A 9245-nucleotide genomic window follows, 5' to 3' on the forward strand; every position below is an offset into this window, starting at 1 on the left:
CCGCGAACTCGCGGGCTCCCGGGGGTTGAGGAACATCGGAACGAAGACCGGCGCTGAGCATCCAGGTGTCCTGGTGGGCGGCTGCCGGAAGCGTTTCCCCGGGGACGCAGCCGGCTTCGTCTCATGGCTGTGACGATCGAGACGGCGGTCTGTCCGTGGTCTGGACTTGGTCGGGCGGTGTCGTTCGAGGTTGTTTCGGGTTTGGTGTGGAGGGCTTCGCGGGCCTGTTCGGCGGTGCGGGTGATGCTTTCGCTGATGAAGTCGAGGAAGCGGGCGATGTTCTCCAGGCGGGTGGCGGCGGGGGTGTGGGGGCCGAGGATGGCGACGCCTTGGCGTGCGGTTTCGACGAGTTGGTCGTTGGATCGGGCGCTGGCGGTCGTTGCCTGGTAGAAGAGTTCGTCGTCGACGACGTAGCGGTCGCGGCGGCGTTCGTCGCGTTCTCGGCGGACGAGGCTCTGGCTCTCCAGGAAGGCGATCGCTTTGGAGATGGACGCCGGGCCGGCCTGGAGGCGCTGGGCGAGTTGGGACGCGGTGAGGCTGCCTGCGTCGGTGGTGAACAGGCAGGTCAGCACCCGGGCCGTCATCTTGGTCAGGCCCGAAGCGGGCGGTGGTGAACGTCTCCTCGGCCACGGCCTCGGCCACGGCCTCGGCCACGGCGTCGCGTCCGTGCGGCTGGGGGACCGGCTTTGGCCCTCGGGAGGAGGCGGGCCTGCGCCGGTGGGCGCGGCGTTCGGTGGCGCGGTGGGCCAGGTCGGCGCGGTAGGCGGTGGGGCCGCCGTTGCGCATCACCTCACGCGTGATCGTCGAGGTCGGACGGTCGGGGCGTCGGCGATCTCGGCGTAGGGGAGGCTGTCGGCCGGCCCCAGCGCGATCTGCTGGCGTTCGGTCCGGGTGAGTCTGCCTCCCGGCATCGCGATCTCCCTGGTGATCCTTCGTGGCGGTCCCTGATCCCCCACTATAGCGTTCACTTCTCATCCATTGCAATGATCAGAGCGGATTTCGTTGCGTTACTCTCAAGACCGTTGCAACAGTTTCCCAGCCCCTACCTGCGTAGATGTAGATTCTATGCAACAGATGCGTTGTCGAATTATGGAAAGCAACGTAGCGTTTCCGGTGTCAGAAACAACGAGCGAGTACGGGAGAGCACGATGCAGAAGTTCGATACCCCCGCCCCGATCTCCGCCGTCCTGGACATCCCCGCCGGACGCATCCAGTTCATCGCCGCAGACCGCGCCGACACCACCGTCGAGGTCCTGCCCGCCAACCCCTCCAAGAACCGCGACACCAAGACCGCTGAGCAGACCACCGTCGCCTACGCCGACGGCGTCCTGCGGATCACGGCCTCGACCCCCAACAACCAGCTCTTCGGCCCCTCCGGATCCCTGGAGATCACCGTCCAGCTGCCCGCCGGCTCCCGCATCGAGGCCAAGGCCGCCAGCGCCGAGCTCCGCGGTGTCGGACGCCTCGGCGACGTCGCCTTCGAAGGCGCGCACCGCCAGATCAAGATCGACGAGGCCGCGAGCGTCCGCCTCAATGCGATCGACGGCGACGTCGAGGTCGGCCGGCTCAACGGCCCCGCGGAGATCAGCACCGCAAGGGGCGACATCCGGATCACCGAGGCCGTGCGCGGCACGGTCGTGCTCCGCACCCAGTCCGGCGACATCTCGGTCGCCGCCGCCACCGGCGTCTCGGCCGCCCTGGACGCCGGCACCGACTACGGCCGCGTCAGCAACGCCCTCAAGAACGACGGCACCGCCGAACTCGACATCCGCGCCACCACCTCCCACGGCGACATCACCGCCCGCAGCCTCTAAAAAAGCAGAACCAGGACCATCCGGCCGGGTCTATCGCGATCGAGATCCTGTCGGTCGTCGCCGAGGACACGGCCGTCCGTCCCGAGGGGCCTGCGATCCACGTGCAGGGCCTGGAGAAGTCGCACAAGACGCTCTCACAAGACCAGGTGGAACACATGACGAAGAACAGCACTTCCTCGACCAATTCGCAGTGGACCGGCATGGTGCCGGTTGACGATACGGCCCCTGGCCGTCACCGACACCGGCGGTCCCGGTATCCCGGTGGTCTACCTCAACGGCCAGTTCGCCACCCAGGGGTACTGGCGGCGGGTCATCGCCGAACTGGGAACGGGATGGCGGCACATCACCTACGACGAGCGGGCCCGCGGCAAGAAATCGAAGCGTTCCGCGGACTACTCATTCGAGGCCGCCGTCCGGGACGTCGATGCCGTCCTCGCGGCCAGGGGCGTGGACCGGACGCTGGTGGTGGGCTGGTCCTACGGGGCGTTCGTCGCAGCGCACTGGGCCAGTCGCAATCCCGACCGCACCCTGGGCGCCGTCATGGTCGAGGGCGCGCAACCGCACGACTGGCTGGATGAGGCCATGGAGCAGCGGATCCGGAAGACCTTTCGGCGGTTGAACTTGTTCATGCCGCTGCTGCGCCCGACGGGCCTGACCCCGCGGATGAATGCCGAACAGATGGCGGACTGCAACATCGAGCTCGGCAGACTCGCCCGCGAGCGCGAGCTGGGCCCCGTGCTGGACAACATCACCGCCCCGGCGCGGTATGTGGTCGCTTCGGGGACGTCCCTCGGAAGCAAGGGCGACGAGCAGGAGCGGATCCGCGCCAGCCTCGATGGGGTGGCCGCCCGTAACCCGAACATCAAAATCAGCGCGAAGGTCGCCAGCAACCACGATGCGATCCTGAAGAAGGACTTCCCGGCCGTCGCCGAGGCCGTACGCGAGGTCGCCGCCCTCGACCGCGGGGGGCGCTGAAGACACGACCAGCGCACTGACGACAACTACATCCGGGCCCTCACCGGGCACGTCCGGTCCTTCGCTGCCATGCTCACCGAGCGCCAGGGCGAGCGCCTGCCGGACTGGCCCGACGCTGCCAGGCAGGACAACCTACCCAGCCTTCACACGCTCGCCGCGGGCATCGACCGCGACCGCGACGCCGTCATCGCCGGCCTCACCCTGCCCTGGAGCTCCGGAGTCGTCGAAGGCCACGTTAACCGGATCAAGATGCTGAAGCGCCAGATGTTCGGCCGAGCAGGCTTCACCCTCCTGCGCAAGCGGGTCCTGCTCGCCTGACATTCCCAGCGAATGAGTCATCCAGATCAAGGCTGGTGTACCACTGAGGTCAGACCGCGGGACGGCGCAACACGTCCGTGGGCTCCCAATCGCTCTTCCAGAAGGCTTCGAGCCCGTGCTCGTTGATGAACTGCCGCTCAATCTCGTGGATGGGGTACATCCCTTGGATATTGATCACGTCGTGACCCTCGTGTCCCGGAACGCCAACGTCAATGCCCAGGTAGTCGCATCGGCGCGAAGACGCAGAACGCCGCCATCTCCGACCCTGGCACGATCCGCTCGCCGAAGTTGACCGTGCTGCCGTAGCTGAAGGGGCAAGTGCCACGCAGCCACTCGGCAAGGAAGCCCACCGCGTGCGCCCAGATCACGTTGGTCGAGTTCACGCTGAGACAGAGTTCAGGCGAACCGTGCTGCCAGTCCGGATGCTCCGCCAGCGACAAGCCGTAGGTGAGCGCCGTGAGAAGTCCATCCGGCAGGTCCTCATACACGATCTCCGTCACGCCACGCATGCCCTGTTCGGCCGACTCGACAGGGAAGAACTGAGGCTCCCTTGCCCCGGAAAGCCGATCAAGAAGGGCGAGCTACTTCTCCACGCGACTGACCATGCAACCAGCCTGCACCATCACTCACGGGTGGACGCCACCGGGGGCGTCACCGGTAACGCTCCGCAACAGGTCCACAGAACTTGAGCCCAGAACCGAAACGTGTGGACAAAGCCACACACTGCATGTCGCAGTCGGTCAGAGGCCGACGGCGGCCCCAACAGCCACTCCCCTTGCTGTCCTGTCGCGTTCGCACTCCTTCTCAGCCCGTACGAGGAGGATTTCGGCTGGCCACGGCCGCCTCTTTCCTCACCCGGGCTCGGTCGAGGGACCACGCGCCCAGACCCACCAGTACGGCCGCCCCGGCCCCGTAAACCGGCAGCCACAGGGTCGTAGTGGCTGACAGGCAGTCGGCAACAGCATCATGGCTCTGGGCCTCCTGCGCGTGAGCCAAGGCGGCACTGTCGCGACCAACCAGGTTCGCCAGCGCGGCCTCCGCCCGGATGGCCTCGTACCTGCCCAGCTCGGGACACCCCCCGCGAGTGCCCGGCATCGGAAACAGCCACGCCCAGCGCTGCAGCGCTGGGGCCAACGTGATCGCTACGGACAGGCCGACAACCAGCGAATACGCAGCCAGATTCCGCATGTACGTAGATCCGAGGCCGGCCCTCCATGTCGGCAGTCGGTAAAAAGAGAAGATCAACGCAAGAAGCGTTACCCCGATATATGTGGAGAACCACTGCCACGAACCCTGCGCGAGTGCGGCCGTCAGCACGGCGGCGAGCGCAATTCCGATGACCCCCGGCTGACCGGGAGTGGCATGGCCCGCGCCAATGGATGTCGATTGCCGGGCTTCCTGAGGGCTGGGGTGGCCGTCCATGGTCTCTCCTGCATGGCTCGAAGGCCATCAGCATCCGTGCACATCGCGCCCAGGCATGGCACCATGCCGAACCGGCCCGGAAGCCCCGCCCGGTTGGCGGGGCTTCCGGGCCGGGCGCTGCCGCAGAGGGGCCGGAGCCGCAACGCACCAAACCTGCCTTTGTGACAACCATCGCGCTTTCGGCTCACCTGCGGGCCAACCCCGACGCCCAGCCAAGCCAACTCAAGCGCTCACAGGCCAACTCAGCCGCTCAGTCTCAGCATCGCCGTAGGCCGATGCGTCCCTCAACCTCATACGCGCTGCTCCGCCCCGAGGCAGCAGCCACGAGCGGCGGAGTCGACCGCATGACCGTCCGGAAGCGGCTCGGCAAGTAGTCCCCCAGAAGCACGAAAGCCCCCTCCCACCGAAGCGGGAGGGGGCTGCTGTCATTCGGGTTCGTCGTTGAGGGGCGGGATGTCGGGCTCGACGAACAGGCCGGCATATTGCGGCTTCGGCTGCTTCTCGACGAGTCCGAGGTCGACGAGCGTCCCCATGTCTGCGGCGCTGTCGTCGAGGCGCCGCTGAACCTGCCGCGGCGGAAAGTCAGCCATCAAGTCTCCTGTACATCGAAGTTGCTGTGAGAGCCCCGAGCCCGAGAAGGGTGCGGGACTGGCCCGAGGGCGGTGTCTCAGCACCAGTACGGCGGCACACCAGCGCATCCGGATCATCCGGTGGGGCCTGGAGAGAGTAACCGTCGGGGCAGGTCTGCCCGTCGGCGCCATCCTTGCCGACCTTGCCGTCCGCACCTGGCGGGCCGCGGCAGGACCGGTGTCGCCCTTCGGTCCGGCCGGGCCCACGACGGACTGCCCGTCCGTACCTACGGCGCCCGTTGGCCCTGGGGTGCCGACGCCAGCAGCGCCGTCCTTGCTGTCGGTGCCGGGGCTGCCGCTCGGTCCCACACGCCCAGTCGGGCCGATCGGGCCCGGGACGCCCTGGCCGCCCTGCTGCCCGGGTGGGCCGACGACGGATGCGCCAGGCTGGCCACGGCTCCCGGGCGGCAGCTCGGACGACGGCCGCAACGTGGCCCGCCATCTCCTGGCCCGCCTCAACCGTGACGGACGCGGTACGCGGGTGGAGATCCACCCTCTCAACCAGTCGCAGGTGGCCAGACCGCTGCAGCGGGTGGTGGAGTACCGGACGGTGAACGTACGCCGCTGGGACAGGATCGTCGGGGCCTGGGCGGCCGGCGACCACCAGGGCCTGGACAACGCGTGGACCACCGATGTGCTCCCGGACCTGGGCAGTCGGTGGGGGGCCTACGAGTACTGCACCAGCGTCGGCTTCGCCGCATGAAAGCCCCTGGTGGCAGGTGTGGTCTCCGGCGTCGCTGTGATGGCGTACGGTGGGGATCACCGACGCGGGGTGGAGCAGCTCGGTAGCTCGCTGGGCTCATAACCCAGAGGTCGCAGGTTCAAATCCTGTCCCCGCTACTGCTGAAGAAGGGCCCGGATCCACAGCGGATCCGGGCCCTTCTCGCATTCCTGGCGAGACCCCTACTTCTGGCTCCTGCTCGCTGTGTTCGTGTGGCTCCTGCCCGTCGCTGTGGTTGTGGTCCAGCGCATGTCGAGGGCGTTCAGGTCTGTGCGGCGTTGTTCGGTGAGTTTGTCGGCTCGTTTCCTGATGTTGTCGAGGACCATGCCGAGCTTCACCGCCAGGAATCCGTCAGCGCCGTCTTGACATCCCGCTGGGCCGCCTTCCGGTTCCAGGTGCTCAACGTGCTTCCTGGGGACGCTGAGGTGGCCTTCACGGGTGTGGAACTGACGTGCCGCGCGGAGGTTGAGGGCCCACTTGTCGTCCTGTGTGCGTTTCACTGGCCGCTCGTCTTCGGCGGCCGGAGTCAGGCCGAGGACGTGCCCCAGTAGCCAGTGCTGGGCGGGCAGCAGTTTCTCCCAGCCGGAGCGGCAGGCCATGACCCACCGGCCGAGGTCTTCACCCTGCACGATCACCTCGCCCGCACCCGTCGGTACCGCCCCGCCGCCTTGGACGTGGGCGTGGACGAGGCAAAAGCAGCGCTGCCACCCGGTGTCCCATACCGGGCACCAGCCGGGGTCGATCTCCTCCAACGCCTCGCGCCGCGCCTGGGCCAGGGCCCCGGCGCTGGATTCGACGGGAAGGCCGGCCTCGCGCCGCTCGGCGATGCTCTGCGCGAGCCGGGCCGCGGTGCGCTGGTTCTTCGCCCAGGTCCCGACGGGGTAGCCGTCCCAGACGGCGGTGGCCGACGGCAGGAAGTGCCCGTGCACGCCAGCCCAGGCGCGGGCGGCTGTGAGTCCTTCCTCGAACGCGACATCCTGGTGGGACCAGACCATCCCGAGCCCGTCGAGCTCGGCGACCCGGGCCGCGGCGAGGTGCCCGGCCTTGTTGAAACGCCGCTGGTCGGCCAGCCATGTCCCCAGCGGGAACCCGGCAGGCGCCCACTTTGGCGGGGTGACGAAGTCGTACGGCACCCGCAGTTGCTCCGTGCCGGTCTCCTTCACATACCGCACGCAGGCCTCGATCCCACGCCTCCAGAAGGTGTTCTCCGGCTCGATCACCCGCAGCTTCACGAACCGGGCCAGCAGCACCGGATCCCGGGGAGTGCTGAACTTCAGCAGCTCCCGCACGGGCGCACCCGGCCCCCGCTCACCCTCCGGCTGCTCCTGGCCGTCATCGGCGCCTTCCGGCTCAACCTCCCCGGCCTCGTCCGGCTCCCAACTGCCGCTGCGTACACGAGGGTCGGCGAGCGCCTCGATGATATCGGTGTCATGTGCACGCAACGCTTCGAGGATCTTCGCCAGGGTGCCGTACGCCTGAGAGGTCAGCATGTCGTCCGGGCTTTCACCCGGCGCGAGGAATACCGGAACGATCAGCGACGCAATTTTCCCCTCGCCGGGCTTCATCCGCAGAGCACGGCCGACCATTTGCACGATGTCGACCATCGACCCCCGTGCATCACAAAAGGCGACGGAATCACAATTCGCCGTATCGACACCTTCGCCCAACACCTTCACGGAACTCAGCACACGCAGCGCTGCCGGCAGCAGCCCTCGCCCGTCGCCGCCACGGCCGCCGTCCTGGTCCTCGATGACGTCCGAGGCGAACTCGGCGAGCACAGCCCGTCGGTGGCCCAGGGAGTGCTCGCCGTACAGCCAGTTGGCCCAGACCCGCTCCGGTGCCGGGAACCGCCGCGGATCGTCCTCCCACAACCGCTGAGCGACACCGACGACCCCGGTGGCCATGGCCTCGGCCTCACTGACCTTGCTGTGGAACGTCAGCACCTTCCGCAGCCCCTCTTGTACCGCAGCCGTCAGCACACCGGTCTGCAGCGAAGCCAGCCGCGCCCCGCGCACCGCGTCCGAGCCGGGGCCGGCCACCTGGCGCGCGACATGGAGCTCGGGATCGGCGATGTCGACGCACACCACCTGGTACGGCGCCACCAGACCGCGGCTGACGGCCTCGGACAAGGTCAGCTTGAACGCCACGGGACCGAAGACGGACGAGTCCGGGTCCATGCTCGCGACCAGCCGCGGCTCCTCACGCCCGCCACCGCGGGCGTCCTCGGGCGCTTCCCAGATCCGGGCCGTGGCGGTCATATAGAGCCGGCGGGCCGCCGGAATCTTCCCCTGGTCGTGCACAGCCGCCCACGGCTTGCCCGCGTCCCCACTGGTCCGGTGCGCCTCGTCCACGACCATCAGATCCCACACCCCCAAGCCCGCCGCATGGGCACGCTGCAGGATCCCGAGACCGACGGCGGCGTACGTGGCGAACACCGTCACGCGCTCCAACCACCCAACCCAGCCCACCAGTTCGTCCGGATCGGTCGTACACGGCACGCCGTCGGAATCCTCCGCCCGCAGCGAGCACACCCCCACCATCGCCCCCGCACGGCCCCCCTCCCGCCACGCCGCCGCGGTCTGCGTCAGCAGATCCAGAGTCGGCACCAAGACCAACACCCGCCGCGCACCCAGCTTCTGGGCGGCCGCCGTGGCGATCAGCGTCTTGCCCGAGCCGGTCGCGGCGATGACCTGGGCCCGCAGCCCCTCGGGCGGCATGTGCCCGCCAGCAGGCGTCTGCAGGATGCGGAGGACCGCGTCGACCGCCTCCACCTGATGCGGAAACAGTTCTCTGCCCGGCATACGATTTCCCTTTCCTGCCCGAATCTGACGTCGCACCAGAACCATCTTCCGAGGCACCATCAGCCGGTTACGATGTAAATCAATGAGCCGGAAAACTGGATTACCCAGGATATCCTAAAGATTTACGGAGCGGTTTACCAGCAAATTTAGAGTCTCCTAGTCAATGCATCGGGAGTTGTCCCACACTCCATAAGATATCGGGCTAAGGAAAATGACGCACATGACTTGCGGAAGTGTTCTAAACCGTTCGGTTCTGTTGGACTGAACACGCACAGTGAAGATCTCGAACCGGGCCCGCGCTGCGGCTCAATAGCATGATGAAGCCCGACCCCTGAGGTTCCGTCAGCCCCACCCGTAGCACTCCTAGCCAGCCCCAGGAATGCGCGGAGCGGATTCCGCCGGCCGGATCGCGGAGCGATCCGAGCCCGAGGACAACGGAGTTGGCCTCCTGGGCCACGGAGTGGCCCAGATTCCCGGGACGGAGTCCCGGAACACCGCACGGAGTGCGGTGCGTCTGTCCGTCGCGTAGCGACGGCGCGTCGTGTCTGCGGAGCAGACCGCGCGC

6 protein-coding genes, 1 tRNA gene and 3 pseudogenes are annotated in these 9245 nt (G+C 67.8%); 5 read left to right on the plus strand and 5 right to left on the minus strand.

Annotated elements, in window-relative coordinates; all coding sequences use genetic code 11:
* Nucleotides 1-158: 158 nt before the first annotated feature.
* A pseudogene (locus ACGFU7_RS42060) lies at nt 159-911 on the minus strand (helix-turn-helix domain-containing protein); the annotation flags it as partial.
* A gap of 237 nt (nt 912-1148) precedes the next feature.
* Between ACGFU7_RS42060 and ACGFU7_RS42065 the strand changes: the two are divergent.
* The 3 genes and pseudogenes from ACGFU7_RS42065 to ACGFU7_RS42075 all read left to right on the plus strand — a co-directional run.
* Nucleotides 1149-1814 carry a DUF4097 family beta strand repeat-containing protein gene (locus ACGFU7_RS42065; protein ID WP_393703472.1) on the plus strand — a complete coding sequence of 222 codons (666 nt, stop codon included), beginning with the start codon at nt 1149-1151 and terminating at the stop codon, nt 1812-1814.
* 210 nt (nt 1815-2024) lie between these two features.
* A complete protein-coding gene (locus tag ACGFU7_RS42070) occupies nt 2025-2789 on the plus strand; it encodes an alpha/beta fold hydrolase (RefSeq protein ID WP_393703474.1) in 765 nt (254 codons plus the stop codon).
* A gap of 36 nt (nt 2790-2825) precedes the next feature.
* Nucleotides 2826-3107, plus strand: a pseudogene (locus tag ACGFU7_RS42075) (transposase); the annotation flags it as partial.
* A gap of 209 nt (nt 3108-3316) precedes the next feature.
* Here the strand turns inward: ACGFU7_RS42075 and ACGFU7_RS42080 are convergent.
* The 3 genes from ACGFU7_RS42080 to ACGFU7_RS42090 form a co-directional block, all read right to left on the minus strand.
* Nucleotides 3317-3607 carry a hypothetical protein gene (locus tag ACGFU7_RS42080; protein WP_393703475.1) on the minus strand — a complete coding sequence of 97 codons (291 nt, stop codon included), beginning with the start codon at nt 3605-3607 and terminating at the stop codon, nt 3317-3319.
* A 304-nt stretch (nt 3608-3911) separates the two neighbouring features.
* On the minus strand, nt 3912-4529 hold the full coding sequence (locus tag ACGFU7_RS42085) for a hypothetical protein (protein WP_393703477.1): 618 nt from the start codon (nt 4527-4529) through the stop codon (nt 3912-3914).
* A 425-nt stretch (nt 4530-4954) separates the two neighbouring features.
* Nucleotides 4955-5119: a hypothetical protein gene (locus tag ACGFU7_RS42090; protein ID WP_393703479.1), complete on the minus strand. Its 165-nt coding sequence runs from the start codon at nt 5117-5119 to the stop codon at nt 4955-4957.
* Nucleotides 5120-5582: 463 nt separating this feature from the next.
* Between ACGFU7_RS42090 and ACGFU7_RS42095 the strand changes: the two are divergent.
* Nucleotides 5583-5861, plus strand: a pseudogene (locus ACGFU7_RS42095) (transcriptional regulator); the annotation flags it as partial.
* Nucleotides 5862-5924: 63 nt separating this feature from the next.
* A tRNA-Met gene (locus tag ACGFU7_RS42100) sits at nt 5925-5998 on the plus strand.
* A gap of 63 nt (nt 5999-6061) precedes the next feature.
* Here the strand turns inward: ACGFU7_RS42100 and ACGFU7_RS42105 are convergent.
* Entirely contained in the window at nt 6062-8680 is a 2619-nt protein-coding gene (locus ACGFU7_RS42105) for a Helicase associated domain protein (protein ID WP_393703481.1), read from the minus strand.
* Nucleotides 8681-9245 lie beyond the last annotated feature (565 nt).

This window comes from Streptomyces sp. NPDC048473, from assembly GCF_043200155.1.
GTDB lineage: Bacteria > Actinomycetota > Actinomycetes > Streptomycetales > Streptomycetaceae > Streptomyces.